Raw genomic sequence first — 16,431 nt, 5'->3', positions numbered from 1 at the left:
CCTGTTTTGCTCTTATTGTTCCACCGCTGCTGCACGGTCATACCCGGCTGCATCCAGCCTGTGCTGCCATTGCTCAAACTCTTCCGGCAGCATCCGCCATGCAAGACCGCAGCCCGCAGATATTTCGTGCGGCAGTGGGATCAGTCTGCCCGGAACGCCTGCTGCAAGGCACTGCTTCTCCCATTCCATTGCCTGCAGCGTAGTGCGGAACGAGAGCACGATATAAGTCTTTCTTACACGCATGTCATAACTCCTGCGCAAGCTCGCGTACCGCACCTGCAGCCAAAAGCACCTCTGCCTCGGTATTGAAGTGCGAAAAACTGAACCGTACTACGCCCTGCCGGACGGTGCCAAGAGCTTTATGCATCAGCGGTGCACAATGCGCACCAGCACGTACGCAGATGCCGTAGTCCTCCCACAGGATGTCCGCAATGCGGGCCGAATCCTCGTTTCCGATATTGAGTGCAACAATGGGGGCGCGCGGTGCCATTTCCGGGTCGCCGTAAAGCGTTACATTTGGCAGATCACGGATGCGCTCATAAAAAAGTGCTGCCAACGCAGATTCCTGCGCACACAGCGTTTCCACGCCCTGAGCCAGGATCCACTCCACACCGGAACACAGGCCCGCCAGACCCGGAACATTGAGGGTGCCCGCTTCCAGCGCAGTGGGCATCTGTGCCGGATGACGCTCATCGAAGCTGTGCACACCGCTTCCACCCACTACCAGCGGACGGACAGAAAGTCCCGGCCGCACATACAGGCCGCCTGTTCCCTGCGGGCCAAGCAGTGCCTTGTGACCGGTAAAGCACAGCACGTCAATGTCCAGTGCCTGCACATCTACAGGCTGAGCCCCGGCTGTCTGGGCAGCATCCACGATCAGAAGCAGGCCGTTCCGGTGTGCAAATTCCGAGACCCGGGCAAGGTCGGTGCCATTGCCCGTCACATTGGAAGCGCACGTAACAACGACCGCCTTCGTATTAGGCTGGATCAACCCTTGCCAGCCGTCATATTGCAGGCGTCCTTTCTCGTCCACCCCGGCAAAACTGAGCTGAACCCCCTCCTGATCCCGCAAACGGTAGAGCGCCCGCAGAACGGAGTTGTGCTCACAAACTGTCGTGATGATGTGGTCTCCCGGCGCGAACAGCCCGCCCAGCGCCGTATTCAGCGCCTGAGTGGCGTTCGCCGCAAACGCGATGCAGGATGGGTCCGGTGCGTTCAAAAGCTTTGATACTGCGCACCGTGCTGCATAGACAAGGCGGCTTGCGTGCAGAGTGGGTTCGTGGGCACCTCTGCCCGGGTTGCCTGCTGTGCGCAGAGCATCCAGCACGGCTTGCTCCACCTGCGGCGGTTTGTGCAAAGTGGTAGCAGCATTATCCAGATAGATCACGGCTTCACCACATTGCCTGCCTGCGTCAGCTTTTCCACGATTGCATACATGTTGGTCACGCTGCCAACAGCCAGCTTTTCCGTCAGGCCATAGAAATTCAGACAGGTCCCGCAGGTCATGATCTCCACGCCCTGTGCCTCCAGTGCCTTCAGGTCTTCCAACATAGGCGAGCCCTCACAGGTAAGGGCTGCACCGCCATTGTAAAACAGGATCGTTTTGGGCAGCTTGTCCTGCTGAGTGAGCGCAAACACAAAGGCCTTGAGCAGGGCCCTGCCCAGCTCTTCCGAGCCTGCGCCCATTTTATCTGAGCTGACAGCCACCACTGTATCGGTGCGGAGATCCGGTGCACAGACAGGCACTTCCTCGGTCGGTACTGCCGCAGCGTTCCCCACTGTGAACAGCACACGGTATTCCTGCTCCGCCAGCTTTTCAGCACTGTACTGATAGCCCTTCTGCTGGGCCATCTTGGTCAGGTTCTGCACGGCGATCTCGTTATCCACCAGCACTTCCACCTCACCGGCACCTTTCAGCTCAGAGATCGCTTTTTTTGCCTTTACAACAGGCAGCGGGCAGGCATCACCGCGGGCATCTACTTTCAGCATCGTTTTTTTGTCCTCCACTGATATTTTTAATATTTTACGGTAATTTCGTGTTCCGTTTTAGGAACGATCTCCCCCACGATCTTTGCAGGCAGACCGGCCGCCTGCAGCTCTGCTTCCAGCGCAGATGCATCTTCCGATGCAGCAGCCATCAGCAGGCCGCCGGAGGTCTGAGGGTCGAACAACACTTCCTCCATGGCAAAGGGCAGATTTTCAAATGTGACATAGGGTCCGGTGTGGTTGCGGTTGCGCTGCCCGGCGGCAGTGTACAGAAACTCGTCTGCCGCCTTTTCAGCCCCCGGAAGGACAGGAATCGACCGTGCATCAATGACGCAGGAAAGCTTTCCTCCCATCATTTCATGCAGATGGCCCAGAAAGCTGAATCCTGTCACATCGGTAGCAGCGTGAACAGCATAGCGGCGGCTGATCTCAGCAGCTGTTTTGTTCAGCGTCGTCATGGACGCGATGGCACCTGCCATATGTTCCGGAGCGGCTTCGCCTACGCGGTTTGCCGTGCAGAGCAGACCTACACCCAGAGCTTTTGTCAGGATCAATTTGTCGCCGGGCTGGCCGGAATCATTGGTATACATCTTTTTGGGGTTCACAAGACCGGTGACGGACAGACCATATTTTACGCCTGTATCGGCAATGGAATGACCGCCTGCCAGGCTTCCCCCTGCTTCGGCAACTTTTTCTGCACCACCGCGCAGGATCTCCCCCAGAATGTTCAGATCCATACTCTCAGGAAAGCAGACCAGATTCAGCGCAGTTTTTACCTCGCCTCCCATGGCATAGATATCGCTCAAGGCATTGGTAGCAGCGATCTGCCCGAAGGTATAAGGGTCGTCCACCATTGGCGGAAAAAAGTCCACCGTCTGCACCAGCGCAATATCATCTGTTATGCGGTACACGGCGGCATCATCCCGGCTGTCGTAGCCCACCAGCAGGTTCGGGTCTTTTTCCCCGCGCGGCAGTTTTTCCAGAATGCGGCTCAGCACACCTGCTCCCAGCTTTGCAGTGCATCCGCCGCCGGTACAGAACACGATTCTTTCTTCTTTGCTCATGCACGCTCTCCTTTTTCAAAATGAGTCAGAATGCAAGGCACGCTGTAACGCTTTTTCAGGATATCAGCGGTCTGACGGGCCAACACGGCCTGCTCTTCGGTGTCTACCTGATTGAGCACCGCATAAAAGCTGCGCTCCCCCACCGCTTTCTTCCCCCCGGACTCGCTGACAAGCAGCTTTGCCAGCAGTGTTGGCGTCAGTACAGCATTTCCCGGGACACGCAAAATCTGCTGTGCCAGTTCTGCCCGGAAGCATCCTTTTTCCAGTGATTCCCCCAGTGCAGAAACGCCTGCAACCGCAAGCACGATATCGCACTGCGGCAAGAGCACCGGCTCATGTGCAGCCGGGGCCTTGCAGGGCATCCGTCTGGAACCATCCGCTTCGATGAGAACGATATCGGCCAGCTGCATCCAATGCTCCAGCTGTTTCTGCGGCGGAGTTGTCAATTTCCCGCCGGGAGCCGCTGTTCCGGCAACGGCATAGCTGCCGTGTTCCCACAGGCGGAAAAGGTCCGCGTCCGTCCGCGCCCAGACAGTGCCGGGCGGCCGCATGATATGGGTGGTGGTGGTCACCAGCACATGCCAGTTCTTACGGACACAGTGCGCAGCCATGGCGTACATCAGTGTCGTTTTGCCGCCGCCGCCCACAAGTGATACAATGTGGCCTTTTTCCGTCAGAAACGGAAAGTCATTTTCAATCGGCATACAAACGCTTACTCTTTTTTGGCAACAGCCATGGCGATCTGTTCCGGCGTAATGGGCAGCTCATAGAACCGGGTACCAATGGCATTATAGATCGCATCGGAAATGGCCGGCAGCGGCGTATTGATGACGACCTCGCCGATGGACTTTGCGCCAAAGGGACCGTTGGGTTCGTAGCTGCTCTCAAACTCCACCTTGAGTTTTCCCACATCGGTACGGGCAGGGATCTTGTACTGGAACAGCGAGTTTTCCTGCGGATAGCCATTCTTATCGTAGGTAATGTTTTCGGTCAAAGTCATGCCGATGCCCTGCAGCAGCCCGCCCTCGGTCTGCACACGGGTCAGGTTCGGGTTGATGGGAGTGCCGCAGTCCACGCAGGCATCAAACTCCAACAGCTTTACTTCACCGGTCTCGGTATCCACTTCCACCTCAGCAGCACCGACCATGAACGGCGGCGGCGACAAAGGCGAAGTATGCGTTTCGGTGGCTTCCAGCGGTACCATGTGGCCGAACTGGGAAGCATACGCGATCTCCGACAACGTTTTTTTCTGTGCAGGGTCCCTGCTCATAAAAACATCCCTGCCGTCAAATTCCACCTCGTCCTCAGCACATCCCAACAGCTCTGCGCCCAGCCTGCAGATCTGAGTGCGCAGCTTCATGGCACATTTTTCAGTGGCCTTGCCGGTAACATAAGTGGTGCTGGACGCATAGGAGCCAGAGTCATAGGGCGAGGTATCTGTATCAGCTCCAAAGACCGTGATATTGTCCAGCGGGCAGTCCAGAACCTCGGCAGCGATCTGCGCCAGTGTAGTGTCACAGCCGGTGCCCATGTCGGCTGCACCGATCATCAGGGTATAGAAGCCGTCGTCATTCAGTTTCAGGGTCGCACTGCCCACATCCATGCCGGAAATGCCAGAGCCCTGCATTGCCATACCCATGCCGACAGCGCGCACCTTGCCGTTGCCCATATCGCGGGCAGGATACTTGTGCTCCCAGTCGATCATATCCCGCACCTTGACAAGGCAGCGGTCCAGTGCACAGCTGGTATTGACGGCACCATAATAGGCTGGCATCACATCGCCCTCCTGCACGGTGTTTTTCAAACGCAGCTCAAAGGGATCCATGTTCAGCTTGTGAGCCAGCTCATTGACAGCAGATTCTACCGCAAACAGGCCCTGCGTTGCACCATAGCCGCGGTAAGCACCGGCAGACATGTGGTTCGTATACACGACATCACTGATAAAGCGGAAAGCCTCTGCCTTGCCGTACAGTGGGATAGATTTGTGGCCGGAAAGGCCTACCGTTGTGGGGCCGTGCTCGCCGTAGGCACCGGTATTGGAAAGGGTGTACAGGTCGATGCCCTTCACGATACCGTCTCTGGTAGCGCCCAGCCGGACATGCAGTTCCATCTCGTGACGCGGCGAAGAGGCCGTCTGGCTTTCCATACGGCTGAAAATGATCTTGGAGGGCTTTTTGGTCTTCCATGTCACGAAGGCCGGATATACTTCGCTGACTGCTGTCTGCTTTGCTCCAAAGCCGCCGCCAATGCGGGGCTTTGCCACGCGCACCATGCTTTTGGGAATGTGCAGTGCATTTGCAATAATGCGCCGTGCATGGAATACGATCTGGGTGGAGCTGAGCACGTTCAGGCGTCCATAGGTGTCGATCGAGCAGTAGGTGCGGAAGGTCTCCATCATAGCCTGCTGACAGGCCTTGGTGTGGTACACATGATCGATGACCACATCGCACCCTGCCAGAACGGCTTCAATGTCGCCGGAGCCGCATTCATCGTGGGCACAGAGGTTGCGTTTGTTATCGGCTCCCACCGGGCACAGACTGGCCCAGTTGTCCTCCGGATGCACCAGAATGGGGTTATCCTTGGCAGTGTGATAATCCAGCACTGCTTCCAAAACCTCATATTCCACCTTGATGAGCTTGAGGGCCTTGTCCACGCACTTTTCGTCCTTACCGGCCACGATGGCCACCACATCGCCCACAAAGCGCACATGGCGGTCGATGAGCAGGCGGTCATGCGGACTGGCTTCCGGATAGGTCTGGCCTGCCTGCGTGTAGCGCGGCGCATCCTGCGGCACATCCTCCCATGTAAAGATCGCTTCGATCCCGGGCACTTTTTTTGCCACAGCGGTGTTGATGGTTTTGACGATGGCATTCGCGTGCGGAGAGCGCAGCAACTTCACGGTCAGGCAGTCCTGCGGGATCACATCATCCATATAAACGGGCTGGCCGGTGACCAGCTGCATCGCATCCTTTTTACGGAAGGGTTTATTGATGGTACTCATTCTGCGGCCTCCTTCTGCTTTTTCCACGCCAGAAAGTTCATGATGCCGCGCAGCTGGCCCTCATAGCCAGAGCAGCGGCAGAGGTTGCCGGAGAGATATTCCTTGACCTCTTCCTCACTGGGGTACGGATTCTCGCGGAAGAGGGCCAGTGCGTTCATGATAAAGCCCGGGTTGCAGAAGCCGCACTGCTCTGCGCCCTGATCCGCGATAAAACCGCCAAACTCCGCTGCTTCTTCCTGCAGGCCTTCCAGTGTGGTAATGCTGTGGCCGCTGGCACGTGCTGCCAGCACCGAGCAGGACAGCACCGGTTTCTCGTCCAGAAACACCGTGCACAGACCGCAGTTGGAAGTCTCACAGCCGCGCTTGACGCTCTTGCAGCCGTGGGCACGTACAAAATCGATCAGCAGCATATCTGCGGCCACATCCTCTGTGACCTTGACGCCATTCAATGTAAGAGTGATCTGCATTTAATTTTCCTCCTGTGCCGTGCGTGCTTCCAGCTCCACAACAGCACGCTTTGTCAGAACGCCCGCCAGATGGCGGCGGTATTCCGCACTGCCACGCATATTGGAGTCGGTAATGATATCGTTCTTTACTGCATCGGCGCATTTCAGCGCCAGCTCCTGTGCAGGCACACCGTTTTCCGCCGGGAACTCATACAGTACCGCTTTAAGCGGGCGTGCGCCGATCGCAATGCGATAGCACCCATCTGCAAGACGGGCGGCGGCACAGGTGAGCACCGGGATATCGGTCTGGCTGTTGCGCACAGACTGATAGAAAAACTCCGCGTTTTCCTTTTTGACGATCAGCCGCACAAGGATGTCCCGGTCATAGGGACGCTCGGCGTACTCCCGCAGGGACACGATGCCACCCTTGTACAGCTCTACCGAACAATCCATGGCCATAAACAGTGTGAGCACATCGGAAAAGCCGAATCGGCTGTAGATGCTGCCGCCCACAGTGGCCAGATTTCGCAGCTGCACGCCCACAATATGCCGCAGCGCTTCTTTTACTGCGCCGCGGGTATAGGCGGCAAGGCCGGGATGCTCTTCCAGCTGCCGCAGTGTGACCATAGCACCGATGGAAAAACTGTCCTCGGTCTCCTCTATGGCGTCCAGTCCCAGACCGGACAGGTCGATGGCTGTGCCGACATTGATGTTCTCCATTTTGAGCCAGATCATGCCGCCCAGCACACGGTTGGCCTTTTTCTGGTTCAGCTGCCACGCTTCTTCCAGAGTTTCGGCCCGCTTATATTCTCGGATCGTCATCATAGCTGCAGGTTCCTCTCTTTTTTTCTCTGTTCTTTTATTTTAACACAGATTTCGATATAATACTATTGTCAATTCGTTTCAGAAGGAGTGGTATTATATGAAAGAACTTCTTCCGGTGGGCTGTGTCATCATGGCGTCCGGGGTAAGCCGCCGTTTTGGTTCCAACAAGCTGCTGGCAGATTTCTGCGGGGAACCGATGCTTTGCCGCGCATTTGCGGCGACCGATACTCCAAGGCTTTCGGCCCGCATCGTGGTGACACGCTCGGACGAAGTTGCGCAGCTTTGCCGCTCCCGCAATGTTCCGGTGCTGCTGCACGATCTGCCCGGCCGAAACGATACGGTGCGGCTGGGACTTTCCGCGCTGCTGGAACAGGTGCCGGAGCTTTTTGGCTGCATGTTCCTGCCGGGAGACCAGCCGCTTTTGTGCCGCAAGACAGTGGAAGCCATGGCAGGCATCTCCGGGCGGGACCACGGGGCTTGGCTGGAACGACAAAAAGAAACAGAACGGGAGATCTTCCGTCTGGGATTCCGGGTCCGTAACGACCCGTCTCCCCTTACCGGAAGCCCCGTTCTGTTTGAAAAAGGACTTTTTCAGGAACTGCTCACCTTGCCGCAGGGCATGGGCGGCAGCGTTCTGCTTCGGAAATATCCCGCACATGTTCACACCGTTTACATTGCGGATCGGAATGAACTGGCCGACGCCGACACGCCCGAAGCACTGGCGCAATTGGAAGCACTGGCCCGGCAGAAGCTTTGAGCTTTATACTGCCTTGTCATCCTTCGGCAGCAGCACATTCAGCAGGATCGCCACAAACGCAGCCGGGACGATGCCAGATTCGCCGCAGATCAGCTGGAAAGCGTGCGGAGCCTGTGCCAGAATGCCGCTGTTGGCACCCATGCCGTAGCCAACACCCAGAGCCACCGAGACGATGGTAAGCTGACGCGGGGTCATCTTTTCCTTGGTGATGAGCTGGATGCCGCTGACCACGATGGAAGAGAACATCATAACGGCAGCACCGCCCAGAACGGCCTGCGGCATAATGGAGATCAGAGCTCCGAGCTTGGGGATCAGGCCGCACAGGATCAGGAAGATGGCACCGGAGGCCAGAGCCATGCGGTTGACCACCTTGGTCATGGCCACCAGACCCACGTTCTGGCTGAAGGAAGTGTTGGGCAGTACGCCGAACAAAGCCGCAAAGGAGGAGCCCAGACCGTCACAAATCACACCGCCCGACAGCTCTTTATCGGTGGGTTCACGATTCATGCCGCCCTCCATGACACCGGAGATATCACCCACAGTCTCAACAGCGGTAACAACGAACATGATCATCACCGGCATAATGGCGCGCATATCAAACACGATCTTGACCGGCATCAGCTTGGGAATGGCAAACCAGGAGGCCTGTGCCACTTTATTCCAGTTGAGCACCCATGCCTTGGTAAACTCTACACCATCGGCAGTGACACCGGTGGTGGGCAGCACCAGACCCATGACAAAGGCCGCAACGTAACCGGCCAGAATGCCGATCAGGATCGCGGAAGAGCTGAGGAAGCCCGTGGTCCAATGCTTGAAAATCAGAATGACCACCAGAACGAACAGGGCCAGCAGCAGATTTTCCATGGAGCCGAAGTCTTTTGCGCTGTTGCCGCCGCCAAAGGAATTGATACCCACCGAGATCAGCGAAAGACCGATGGAAAGCACAACCGTACCGGTGACGACCGGCGGGAAGAACTTGCGCAGGGGCTTGAGGAAGAAGCCCAACACGCTTTCAAAAATGCCGCCGATGATGGATGCACCCATAATGGCACCATAGGCCAGCACACCGCCGCCCATACTGCCGACAACACTGTTGAACACGCCAATAAAGCCGGAACTGGTACCCATGATGATGGGCACGCCGCCGCCCACGGGGCCGATGGTGAACAGCTGCACCAACGTGACCACACCGGCCACGAACATGGCACTTTGCAGCAGCGTGACCTGCAGATCTGCGAACTCACCACCCGCAATGCCGCAGGCACTGGTGATGATCAGCAGCGGGGTCAGGTTGCCCACAAACATGGCGCAGACATGCTGCAGACCCAGCGGGATCGCCTGTTTCAGGGACATTTTTGCGTCGAACTGATACGCCGACTCTTCGAGCTTGACTTCCTTCAAATGTTCCACTCTCCTCAAATCTTGACAAAAATCATTCTTTTCGACTGCTTTACCAAAAAAGCGGATTTATTATAGCAAAACTGTGAATTCTTGTAAATTAAGTATGACTTTTCCGTGAACGGTTGTTTCCCGCTGAGAAACACAAAAAGCAGGGCGTTTTGTGCGTTTTTTCCGCTTTGGTCGGAAAAATTTCGCGCAGAACTCCTGCTTTTTTGTTCCGTTTTATTTGATTTTTGTGCGATATGGAAATTTTACAGATCCGAAAGTCCGTAATCCTGCAGGCAGCACCGGATCCCCTGCTGCGTGGCAGCAAACCGGATACCGGAACGCTCCAGCTTTGCAGCGTCCATCACAAGGTTCCGCTCCCAGCTTTCTTCGGTGATCTTTACGGTAATGCCCAGTGCTTTGGCAAACCGCCGGGCTGTGCACACCATATCCTCTGCATTTCCGCTGCCAAAATTGTATACGCCGCCGGGCAGGTCCATGGCGAGTTCCAGATTTTCGATCACCTGCCGCACATAGGTCACGCCGCGGAAGTCGTTCCGGGAGAAACGAACAGCCTCCCCCTTCAGCGCGGCACGCAGAAGATTCAGCGGCAGATTGCCCCGGATGGGCAGCCCATAGCCGGGCAGGTCATACATCCAACTGGCACGCAGATGGACCGAGTCCGGGCAGAGCTCCAGCACGCGCTGCTCTGCTTCCAATTTATACCGGCCATAAATGTTTGCCGGATGCAGATCCAACGCTTCTGACAGCGGGCCCTGCTGCTTCGTTCCCGCATAGACCTGATCTGAGCTGAATGCCACCAGCTTTGCCTTCGTCTGCTGCGCGGCCCGTGCCAGCCAGACCGGCAGCTCCACATTGGCACGGTAAGCTTCTGCCGGATGCTGTGCGCAGTAGCCGGTATCGGAAAGCGCAGCGGTGTGCAGGATCACGTCCGGATCCCGCGCCCTCGTCTGCGTAAGGACTTCCGTTTCGGTGGCGGTGCACAGAAAGCCCTTGGGGAAAGCGCAAAGTTCGTATTTTCCCTGCCACTGTTGTAATACACGAGAGCCCACAAAGCCGCCTGCACCCGTGATCAGAACCCTTTTCATCGTCATCTTTCCTTTCGTTTTGAGAATATGAACCCAGCACAAAAAACGCCCGGCGGCACGATGCCTCCGGGCACAGAAGTTTTAAAGGAACAGCTCCAGCACGAACACAACGGCACAACAGATCACCGATACCTGAAACAGGCTTGCACCGAGCCATGCAGCCGCAATGCCGGCCACCAGCGCCATGGCACCGGCAGCCGGGCTCTGGGTCGCGTTGACAATGGCTGGGAAGGTCATGACCGCCAGCGTCACATAGGGCACATAATACAGAAACGACTGAATGAAGCGGTTTTTGATGGGCTTGCGGATCAGTGTGAGCGGAAGGATGCGGATGGTGTAGGACACCAGCGCCATCACTGCAATGTAGATGTAATTGTTATGCGTCATGCTCTGCCTCCTGCTCGTCTGGATTTACCGGAAAAAGCACTGCCGCTGTACCGGAGATCAGCACGGTGAGCAGAATGGTACGGGTGCCTTCCGAGAGAGCGGATATTCCCGGCAGGTAATTGCACAGAAAGCTCAGCGCAAAGCTGATGGCCACAAGTGCAGCTACCACCCTGCTCTTACGCGCCGGAGGAATGATGATGGCAAGGAACATGCCGTAAAGGGCAACGCTCAACGCACTGACAGCCCGCAGCGGCAGCAGATTGCCCGCAATGATGCCCAGCGCCGTACCGATGGCCCATGCGGGAGCAGCCAGCAGAATGGCACCGTAAGTATAATATGGGTTCAGGCTGCCAGGCCGTGCAATGGTGATGCCAAAAAGCTCGTCTGTCACATCATAGCCGATGACAAGCCTGTGCCAGAAGGGCGTGCCCGGTGCAAAGCGCTGGGCCAGCGCGCAGCTCATGAGCAGATAGCGTGCGTTTGCAATCAGGGTAATGACTGCTACTTCCAGATAGGTTGCGTTTGCCATGATGATGGCGAACGCAGCATACTCACCGGCCGAAGCGTTATTCAGCAGGCTGACCAGGAAGCCCTGAAATGGGGTGAATCCCGCCCGGCGAGCTGCAATGCCCAGCGAGAAGGAGACTGCAAAATACCCCAGTGCAATGGGCACGCCATCCCGCATACCCTCACAGAAGATCTTTTTGCTGAAAGCCCAAATCGGCCTTTCTGCATTGACAAGCTCCGGGGCAAGGAGCTTACTTTTGGAATTCATCTTTGTTTTTAACTCCTTTCCTATTTCAAACACCGCTTCTTATTATACTCTCCCGCACACAGAGAAGAAAGGACTTTTTCACTTTCTTTTCGGCATAATAAGAGAACGCCGCCTGAAAAGGCAGCGTTCTTCGTCGATTTATGCGCCCGGCACCAGAAAATGCATCGCCTGCGGCAGGGTCTGTGTTCCTGCATCCAGACCGTTTGCGGCCAGCATCTGTGCCGGTGATACATGGAACCGTTTTGCAATGCCGAAAGGCTCTTCTCCGGCCTGCGCGTAGTAAATGCGCAGTGCGATCTCCGGGTCTGGCACGGTCAGCGGCTCACCCAACTCCGCGCCGCCAATGCCCTGATGGGTGCTGCGGCAAAGGATGGCTCCCTCTGCGCGGGCTGTCACTGTGACCTCCAGCGTACCGCCGGTACAGCTGCACTGGATGTTCTCAGTGCTCAGCCAGCACTCCGGGCTGAGCTGTGCACCCTGCGGTGCATCCACCGCAAGCGGAAAGACCAGCTCCAGCGTTTTTTCGTAACTTTCCAGCTCGGCAAGGCTGTTTTCTGCAAAGGCTGTGGCAACAGCACGCACGGTAAAAGCCCAGCCGTCCCGATAAGGAACCACCTGTGCCGGTCCGTAGGCCACAAAGCAGGCCCGGAGCTGTGCACCGGCATCCGGCAGAGATCCGGCAGCGGTGGCGGAAGCCGTCTCGTTCAGCATGCAGGCAAGATCCTCCACCGCCAGCTCCTGCGGCGTGACGGTAGTCTCAAACCGGGTGGAAAACGCATCCGATACGTACTGCAGCTGGCAAGACCGCCATGCGTGCAGATGCATCATCACACTGGCTGTCAGCTGACCACCGGCTCCCTGTTCCCCTTCCGTCAGCGCAAAACCAACCGGTTCCAAAACACACAGGCACTTGCAGTCCTCGGCCACGCCGTCCAGATCTACCACCTGATTGAATGGCAGGGATGCCGCCTGACTTTGCAGGCTGCTATCGCCTTCCGCGCGCCAGGCGCATTGGACACGTACCTCGCCCTTGACAACAGCCTTGCCCGCCAGAAGCTTTATCTCCCGTACAGATGCCGTGCCGGTAATATCCAGAATGGCGGCAGGAGGCTTTGCGAACACCATTTCTCCCTCTACTGTGACCAGTTTTTCCAGCACCGCCGCACTGCGCACCCCGGTCAGGGTTTGCAGCTTCTGCTCAATGCCGCCGTCCGCCAGCGCAGTGATCAACTCTGCCTTGTCCTGTGCATGAAGCGTGGCCACCAGACCATAGGCTCCGCGCACCTCGATGCGGTGCGGGTTCACGGCCCGGCAGTTGAGATATTCGGTCTGGCCTTCCACCATGGCCGTCCAGCTGGTGAAGGAGAATTCCGGCACTTCCAACTGTTTTGTAAAGGGCAGTTTCTGTTCGGTCTGGCATAGGCCTGCGCCATCTTCGCCCTGATAAAACACGGTGCAGCGCAGATAGCCTTCCAGCGTCAGCCGCCCGGGCTGCAGCTGTTTTTGCAGCACCACCGGTTTTGCAAAGCATTTGACCAGCTTGAATACCGGCGGCAGATAGTCCGAGATCAGAATCTCGGTTTCCAGCGGGAGTTCTGCCTTCACGGTGCAGCTTGCGCCCGCCTGCGGCAGGGTGTCCCGAAAGATCTTCAGTTCCATGCAGTGTGCTCCTTTCCCTGTCCGTTTCTACTGGAAAGGTATGCGGCTGCCGGGCTGGATATGCCCGTAAAAAAGGCACCGTGCCAGACGCACGATGCCTTGGGAAAGGTTATTGGGGTTCACGGATGACCGAGACCTCTTCCACATGATAGCGCTTCATCCATGCTGCTGCAGCCGGTGTGATCTGTTCGCCGCTCACCACGATGGGAATGGCCGGCGGGCAGGAGACCGTAGGCATGGCACAGATGCGGCCGACTGCCTGCTCTGCGGGCAGCTGTTCCTGCGGTGCGAAAACGGCCTGCCGGATGGTACAGCGGCGGTGCAGGCCGCGCTCCAGCTCCGCAAATTCACCGGCAGTTTCTTCCGGGAGCGTCACCGGGCCAGCAAGTTCTTCCGCAATGCGGAGAACGGCTGCGGTAAGCCGCTCGAAGTCCTGCGGCGGATTATCCGGTGTGAACATCAGCACCAGATAACGCGGGTCGGCGTATTCGCACTCGATCTTTGCGGCGCGCAGCTTTTCAGCAAGCTCTGTTCCGGAAAGACCCAAAACCGCAGCATCCAGCGTGACCTTGAGTGGTTCGCTTTCCAGTGCCAGCGGCCCCGGGCAGTGTTTTGCAGCAGCAGCTTCGTTCAGCTCCCGGCGCAGGCGTGTCAGATGACCGCAGCACTGCAAAAGCCGCAGCGGATAACCCTCCGACAGGATCTGGTTACATTTGTCCAGCGACTGCAGGATCAGATAGGACGGGCTGGTGGAGCCAAACAGTGCCAACGCATTGCGCACAGCAGCCTCATCCTGAACAGGAGCGTTTTTGCCCAGATGCAGGTATGCGCCCCCGGTGACAACAGGCAGCGTTTTGTGACCGGAATCGCAGCACATGGCTGCGCCCAGTGCAATGGGATGCTGACCGCCCTGCGGCAGAAAACGCAGGTAAGCACCGTGGGCATTATCCACCAGAAGCGGAACGCCAAAATCCTTGCACACTTCGGCCAGCTCTGCAATATCCTGCACACCGCCGAGATAATCCGGACTGGTGATGTAGACGCCAAAGGGGCTTTTGCCCTGCTGTGCCAAACCCTGCAGAGCACCTGTCAGCTTTGCAGCCGACACCGGGCAGCTGCAAAGCGCACCGGCATCCTGCGGCGCAGGCCAGAGCCACTGGATATCAAAATCCAGCAGTGCTGCCGCATACAACAGCGCTTTGTGAGCGTTGCGCGCTGCCAGCAGGACCGGGCGCTGTCCGGCTGCGGGCGCAGCCTGCAGTGCAAGGCACAGCATTGCACGGATGCACTGGGACGAACCCTCTGTGCTGTAATAGGTATGCACCGTGCCGAACAGCCGGGTAGCGTTGGCTTCGCTCTGGGCAATGATGCCGTCAGCCCCATACAGTTCATCCGCACCCTTTATTTCGGTAATGTCCCACAACTCAAAGCCCAAAAGGCTCTGGCCCTTGTGGCCGGGCATATGCAGCCGGGAGGTGCCGGACTGGGCGTACCGGCGCACAAAATCCACAATGGGCGTGGTCATACTCATTCGCAGGCTTCGCCGTCTGCGCAGGCGCTGCAGGTGGAGCCCAGCTCAATGGGAACTTCGATGCCCTTGGCGGCAAGTTCCTGATTCTCAGCCACCTTGATCATGATGGCGCACTCCATGCGCTTTTTGAACAGCTCACAGCCGTACTCGTACACGCCGGTGATATTGCCGGTGGCATGGTAGGAGTTGGCTGCACAGCCGCCGGAGCAGTACAGCTTTGCCCAGCAGTCCTGACACTCCTTGCGGGCATAGGCGTTGCAGTGCTTGAACTCATCCCGCACAGCGGTGTTGGTAACGCCCTTCCAGATGTCACCCATCAGATACTTGGGGTCACCCACGAACTGGTGGCAGGGATACAAATCGCCCCAGGGAGTAACGGCCATATACTCGGTACCGGAACCGCAGCCGGAGATGCGCTTGTAGATGCAGGGACCGCCGGTCAGGTCGATCATGTAGTGGTAGAAGGTAAAGCCGCGGCCCTCGCGGTCACGCTTGATCATTTCCTTGGCAAGGATCTCGTACTGTTCCTTCAGAATGGGCAGATCCTCCTCGGTCAGAGCGCTGGGCTCACCGGGCTTGGACACCACAGGCTCCATGCTCAGCTCGGTAAAGCCGAGGTCTGCCATGTGGAAGATATCGTTGGTAAAGTCGGTGTTGTAGTGGGTGTAAGTGCCGCGCATATAGTAGCCCTTATCCCCACGCTTTTTCACGAATTCCTGGAACTTGGGCACGATGGTATCGTAGCTGCCATGGCCTGCATAGTCCTTGCGGAAGCGGTCGTTGACCTCTTTGCGGCCATCCAGACTCAGCACCACATTGTGGCACTCCTTGTTGCAGAAATCGATCACATCGTCATCGATCAGCATACCGTTGGTGGTCATGGTAAAGCGGAAGTTCTTGTTGTGGATCTTCTCCTGCTCACGGCAGTAAGCCACCAGCTTTTTGACCATATCAAAGTTCATCAGCGGTTCGCCGCCAAAAAAGTCCACTTCAAGGTTGCGGCGGGTGCCGGAGTTTTCGATCAGGAAGTCCATGGCACGCTTGCCCACTTCAAAGCTCATCAGCGCACGGTCGCCACAGTAGCGGCCCTGAGATGCAAAGCAGTAGGAGCAGTTCAGGTTGCAGGTATGTGCAACATGCAGGCACAGGGCCTTGACCACGGTATTGCGGTTTTTAAAGTCGAAAGCCATGTTCTCATAGGTATCCGGCGTCCACAGCTTGCCAGCCTCCTTCAGAGAAGTAACATCATCGATGCACTGGCGCAGATCTTCCTCGGTCACATCCTCGCGGTCGCCATACTTTGCCAGCATGGCAGAGACGATCTCATCGGCAGAATGCTCCGGGTACATGGCAATGATATCATATGCCACATCGTCCACCACATGCACCGAGCCGCTGCAGGTATCCAGCACGATGTTATAGCCATTCAATTGATACTGATGTACCATTTTACTCTCCATTCCAATTACACAAAAAAATGCCGCCCGGCAAAGGCGGCATGGGGT

At 57.1% G+C, this 16,431-nt stretch carries 16 protein-coding genes; 1 reads left to right on the top strand and 15 read right to left on the bottom strand.

Going from position 1 to position 16,431, the window contains the following annotated elements; genetic code table 11:
- Positions 1 to 12: 12 nt before the first annotated feature.
- Genes MTP37_RS06960 through MTP37_RS06925 form a run of 8 tightly spaced genes read right to left on the bottom strand, consistent with a single transcriptional unit; the run spans position 13 to position 7,322 of the window.
- Positions 13 to 243, bottom strand: coding sequence for a DUF3343 domain-containing protein (locus MTP37_RS06960; RefSeq protein WP_249236623.1), 231 nt, complete (start codon positions 241 to 243; stop codon positions 13 to 15).
- A 1-nt stretch (position 244) separates the two neighbouring features.
- On the bottom strand, positions 245 to 1,387 hold the full coding sequence (locus MTP37_RS06955; protein ID WP_249236622.1) for an aminotransferase class V-fold PLP-dependent enzyme: 1,143 nt from the start codon (positions 1,385 to 1,387) through the stop codon (positions 245 to 247).
- Positions 1,384 to 1,989 carry a sulfurtransferase-like selenium metabolism protein YedF gene (gene yedF, locus MTP37_RS06950; protein ID WP_249236621.1) on the bottom strand — a complete coding sequence of 202 codons (606 nt, stop codon included), beginning with the start codon at positions 1,987 to 1,989 and terminating at the stop codon, positions 1,384 to 1,386. The genes MTP37_RS06955 and yedF overlap by 4 nt, the downstream gene beginning before the upstream one ends.
- 26 nt (positions 1,990 to 2,015) lie before the next feature.
- Positions 2,016 to 3,050: a selenide, water dikinase SelD gene (selD, locus tag MTP37_RS06945; protein ID WP_249236620.1), complete on the bottom strand. Its 1,035-nt coding sequence runs from the start codon at positions 3,048 to 3,050 to the stop codon at positions 2,016 to 2,018.
- Positions 3,047 to 3,754: a selenium cofactor biosynthesis protein YqeC gene (gene yqeC, locus MTP37_RS06940; protein ID WP_249236619.1), complete on the bottom strand. Its 708-nt coding sequence runs from the start codon at positions 3,752 to 3,754 to the stop codon at positions 3,047 to 3,049. The genes selD and yqeC overlap by 4 nt, the downstream gene beginning before the upstream one ends.
- Before the next feature lie 8 nt (positions 3,755 to 3,762).
- The gene (locus MTP37_RS06935; protein ID WP_249236618.1) at positions 3,763 to 6,051 is read right to left on the bottom strand and encodes a xanthine dehydrogenase family protein molybdopterin-binding subunit; all 2,289 of its coding nucleotides are present in this window, start codon (positions 6,049 to 6,051) and stop codon (positions 3,763 to 3,765) included.
- On the bottom strand, positions 6,048 to 6,518 hold the full coding sequence (locus tag MTP37_RS06930; RefSeq protein WP_249236617.1) for a (2Fe-2S)-binding protein: 471 nt from the start codon (positions 6,516 to 6,518) through the stop codon (positions 6,048 to 6,050). The genes MTP37_RS06935 and MTP37_RS06930 overlap by 4 nt, the downstream gene beginning before the upstream one ends.
- Positions 6,519 to 7,322 carry an FAD binding domain-containing protein gene (locus tag MTP37_RS06925; protein WP_249236616.1) on the bottom strand — a complete coding sequence of 268 codons (804 nt, stop codon included), beginning with the start codon at positions 7,320 to 7,322 and terminating at the stop codon, positions 6,519 to 6,521. It abuts the gene before it with no gap.
- Positions 7,323 to 7,419: 97 nt separating this feature from the next.
- Between MTP37_RS06925 and MTP37_RS06920 the strand changes: the two genes are divergently transcribed.
- Positions 7,420 to 8,079, top strand: a complete 660-nt coding sequence (locus tag MTP37_RS06920; RefSeq protein ID WP_249236615.1) for a nucleotidyltransferase family protein — start codon at positions 7,420 to 7,422, stop codon at positions 8,077 to 8,079.
- A 3-nt stretch (positions 8,080 to 8,082) separates the two neighbouring features.
- Here the strand turns inward: MTP37_RS06920 and MTP37_RS06915 are convergent, their stop codons facing one another.
- The 7 genes from MTP37_RS06915 to scfB form a co-directional block, all read right to left on the bottom strand.
- Positions 8,083 to 9,432, bottom strand: a complete 1,350-nt coding sequence (locus MTP37_RS06915; RefSeq protein WP_249238705.1) for a uracil-xanthine permease family protein — start codon at positions 9,430 to 9,432, stop codon at positions 8,083 to 8,085.
- A 299-nt stretch (positions 9,433 to 9,731) separates the two neighbouring features.
- The gene (locus MTP37_RS06910) at positions 9,732 to 10,574 is read right to left on the bottom strand and encodes an SDR family oxidoreductase (protein WP_249236614.1); all 843 of its coding nucleotides are present in this window, start codon (positions 10,572 to 10,574) and stop codon (positions 9,732 to 9,734) included.
- Between the two features lie 81 nt (positions 10,575 to 10,655).
- On the bottom strand, positions 10,656 to 10,961 hold the full coding sequence (locus tag MTP37_RS06905) for an AzlD domain-containing protein (protein ID WP_249236613.1): 306 nt from the start codon (positions 10,959 to 10,961) through the stop codon (positions 10,656 to 10,658).
- Positions 10,951 to 11,736 (bottom strand): AzlC family ABC transporter permease, encoded by a 786-nt coding sequence (locus MTP37_RS06900; RefSeq protein ID WP_249236612.1) that lies wholly within the window; start codon positions 11,734 to 11,736, stop codon positions 10,951 to 10,953. Before MTP37_RS06900 ends, MTP37_RS06905 begins: the two co-directional genes overlap by 11 nt.
- A 138-nt stretch (positions 11,737 to 11,874) precedes the next feature.
- On the bottom strand, positions 11,875 to 13,395 hold the full coding sequence (locus MTP37_RS06895; RefSeq protein ID WP_249236611.1) for a DUF3794 domain-containing protein: 1,521 nt from the start codon (positions 13,393 to 13,395) through the stop codon (positions 11,875 to 11,877).
- Positions 13,396 to 13,504: 109 nt separating this feature from the next.
- Positions 13,505 to 14,926: an aminotransferase class I/II-fold pyridoxal phosphate-dependent enzyme gene (locus MTP37_RS06890; RefSeq protein ID WP_249236610.1), complete on the bottom strand. Its 1,422-nt coding sequence runs from the start codon at positions 14,924 to 14,926 to the stop codon at positions 13,505 to 13,507.
- On the bottom strand, positions 14,923 to 16,374 hold the full coding sequence (scfB, locus tag MTP37_RS06885; protein ID WP_249236609.1) for a thioether cross-link-forming SCIFF peptide maturase: 1,452 nt from the start codon (positions 16,372 to 16,374) through the stop codon (positions 14,923 to 14,925). Before scfB ends, MTP37_RS06890 begins: the two co-directional genes overlap by 4 nt.
- Positions 16,375 to 16,431: the final 57 nt, after the last annotated feature.

The sequence above is a fragment of the Faecalibacterium sp. HTF-F genome (assembly GCF_023347535.1).
GTDB classification, from domain to species: domain Bacteria; phylum Bacillota; class Clostridia; order Oscillospirales; family Ruminococcaceae; genus Faecalibacterium; species Faecalibacterium wellingii.
The sequence above is the reverse complement of the archived record's forward strand: the minus strand, read 5'-3'. Positions and strand labels throughout refer to the sequence as shown.

Excerpts from the sequence above, each read along its gene's own strand:
- MTP37_RS06960 (WP_249236623.1), bottom strand. The coding sequence starts at position 243 with ATGCGTGTAAGAAAGACTTATATCGTGCTCTCGTTCCGCACTACGCTG.
- yedF (WP_249236621.1), bottom strand. The coding sequence starts at position 1,989 with ATGCTGAAAGTAGATGCCCGCGGTGATGCCTGCCCGCTGCCTGTTGTA.
- selD (WP_249236620.1), bottom strand. The coding sequence starts at position 3,050 with ATGAGCAAAGAAGAAAGAATCGTGTTCTGTACCGGCGGCGGATGCACT.
- yqeC (WP_249236619.1), bottom strand. The coding sequence starts at position 3,754 with ATGCCGATTGAAAATGACTTTCCGTTTCTGACGGAAAAAGGCCACATT.
- MTP37_RS06935 (WP_249236618.1), bottom strand. The coding sequence starts at position 6,051 with ATGAGTACCATCAATAAACCCTTCCGTAAAAAGGATGCGATGCAGCTG.
- MTP37_RS06930 (WP_249236617.1), bottom strand. The coding sequence starts at position 6,518 with ATGCAGATCACTCTTACATTGAATGGCGTCAAGGTCACAGAGGATGTG.
- MTP37_RS06925 (WP_249236616.1), bottom strand. The coding sequence starts at position 7,322 with ATGATGACGATCCGAGAATATAAGCGGGCCGAAACTCTGGAAGAAGCG.
- MTP37_RS06920 (WP_249236615.1), top strand. The coding sequence starts at position 7,420 with ATGAAAGAACTTCTTCCGGTGGGCTGTGTCATCATGGCGTCCGGGGTA.
- MTP37_RS06915 (WP_249238705.1), bottom strand. The coding sequence starts at position 9,432 with ATGTCCCTGAAACAGGCGATCCCGCTGGGTCTGCAGCATGTCTGCGCC.
- MTP37_RS06910 (WP_249236614.1), bottom strand. The coding sequence starts at position 10,574 with ATGAAAAGGGTTCTGATCACGGGTGCAGGCGGCTTTGTGGGCTCTCGT.
- MTP37_RS06905 (WP_249236613.1), bottom strand. The coding sequence starts at position 10,961 with ATGACGCATAACAATTACATCTACATTGCAGTGATGGCGCTGGTGTCC.
- MTP37_RS06900 (WP_249236612.1), bottom strand. The coding sequence starts at position 11,736 with ATGAATTCCAAAAGTAAGCTCCTTGCCCCGGAGCTTGTCAATGCAGAA.
- MTP37_RS06895 (WP_249236611.1), bottom strand. The coding sequence starts at position 13,395 with ATGGAACTGAAGATCTTTCGGGACACCCTGCCGCAGGCGGGCGCAAGC.
- MTP37_RS06890 (WP_249236610.1), bottom strand. The coding sequence starts at position 14,926 with ATGAGTATGACCACGCCCATTGTGGATTTTGTGCGCCGGTACGCCCAG.
- scfB (WP_249236609.1), bottom strand. The coding sequence starts at position 16,374 with ATGGTACATCAGTATCAATTGAATGGCTATAACATCGTGCTGGATACC.